The organism is Microcystis sp. T1-4, from assembly GCF_000297435.1.
Classification (GTDB): domain Bacteria; phylum Cyanobacteriota; class Cyanobacteriia; order Cyanobacteriales; family Microcystaceae; genus Microcystis.
In genome coordinates this window covers 1-1,690 of sequence record NZ_CAIP01000320.1, presented here as the reverse complement: position 1 = coordinate 1,690, position 1,690 = coordinate 1, and the positions used below count along the sequence as shown (strand labels likewise).

The following is a 1,690-nucleotide window of genomic DNA, read 5'->3' as shown; positions in this document are numbered from 1 at the left end:
CAAAGGTCATGTTTTAATCTGTGGAAGCCCGTTTAAATAGCATACCTGATTGTCCATCACGTCAAATGTTTTCCCTCTAGATGCTGTTTGACCTCGTTCGTCGTCATTCCCCGACCGTCGAGCGTCTGCGACCCCGTTTTCTGACAACGGGACGTTGTCGGGATGTCAAACATGATAATCTAGGTAGCGTAAATCTACATTGTCATCACCTAAAACTGCCAAACTCGCTACTGAACGCCTGTAACGATCACTACCACTGTATGGACAAACAACTGAAAGGCTAGTATTTTCAGGAAACTGAATTTTACGAGGGTTATATCGTATAGATAGAGGATTTCTTTGCCAATCTGATGTCATGGGTTCCTACAATATTTTACGAAAAGCATTCCCAAATGCGTTTAACCGCTATGGGATAGAAAGATGCGTAGTTCACCCAAGGAGAATCAATCTCTCGAAGTAAAAGTGAAGGGAATTTCTGAAATGGAATTCAGTCTGTCTATATTTGACTATACTTTTACTAACTATTAATCTACAGGGGAAGTTGCCAAAAAGGAGACGACCGTGCGACGGGGAAGACATAAAATTTTTATCGGGATGGCCCCGGGGGTCGGGAAAACCTACAAGATGCTGGAGGAGGGCCATAGCCTCAGAAAGCAGGGAACCGACGTGGTGATTGGACTGCTCGAAACCCACGGCAGAAAAGAGACCGCCGAAAAAGCCGAGGGATTGGAAATCGTACCGAGAAAAATCCTAGAGAAAGAGGGGTTTACTCTCTCGGAAATGGATACAGAAGCGATTATCGCCCGCTCACCCCAGCTGTGTCTGATCGATGAATTAGCCCACACGAATGCACCAGGTTCCGAGCGAGAGAAACGTTTTCAGGATGTAGAGATAATTTTATCCCAGGGAATCGATGTTTACTCGACCGTGAATATCCAGCATATTGAGAGTTTAAACGATCTGGTTGCCCGAATCACTGGGGTGGTGGTGCGAGAGCGAATACCCGATCGAATTTTGGAGGAAGCTGATGAAGTGATCGTGGTAGATGTTACTCCCGAAACCCTAGAGGAAAGATTATTAGCGGGAAAAATCTACGCTCCCGAAAAGATCCAACCATCTTTAAATAATTTCTTTCAATGGCGTAATTTAATCGCCCTCCGGGAACTCGCCCTGCGCGAAGTGGCCGATACGGTGGAAGAAGAAGCGAGTAATTCAACAAAATTTATCGGTCAATCCTGTCCCGTTCACGAACGGGTATTAGTCTGTATTTCCACCTATCCCAACTCTTTACGATTATTACGTCGGGGAGCGCGGATAGCGGGGTATATGAACGCGGAATTTTTCGTGATTTTCGTCGATAAACCCGAGCGCTTTCTCACGAAAGAGGAGGCTTTACATATCGAAACCTGCGAACGTTTATGTCGGGAATTCGAGGGGAAATTCTTAAGGATTAAAAGCTATCAGGTGGCGGCAGCGATCGCCGAAGTGGCCGAGCGCGAACGAATCACCCAGATTGTGATCGGGGAGAGCCTTCAATCGCGCTGGAAGAATTTCATCAAAGGTTCTTTCACCCAAAAACTCATGCGCCTGATCTGGCAGAAAAATATCGATCTTCACATCATCGCCACCGATCCAAAAGTACCAATTAAAGACGCGCGAGCCAAGGGGGTGAAAAGATAACCACCTTTCT

The 1,690-nt window shown here is 46.2% G+C and carries 2 protein-coding genes; both read left to right on the top strand.

Annotated features, from left to right (window positions below; translation table 11 throughout):
• Positions 1-80 precede the first annotated feature (80 nt).
• A complete protein-coding gene (locus MICAI_RS25985; protein ID WP_149979568.1) occupies positions 81-284 on the top strand; it encodes a hypothetical protein in 204 nt (67 codons plus the stop codon).
• 277 nt (positions 285-561) lie between these two features.
• The gene (locus MICAI_RS16690) at positions 562-1,680 is read left to right on the top strand and encodes a universal stress protein (protein ID WP_008204820.1); all 1,119 of its coding nucleotides are present in this window, start codon (positions 562-564) and stop codon (positions 1,678-1,680) included.
• Positions 1,681-1,690 lie beyond the last annotated feature (10 nt).

Bases quoted from the DNA above. Each gene is read 5' to 3' on its own strand.
- MICAI_RS25985 (WP_149979568.1), top strand. From the start codon at position 81: ATGCTGTTTGACCTCGTTCGTCGTCATTCCCCGACCGTCGAGCGTCTG.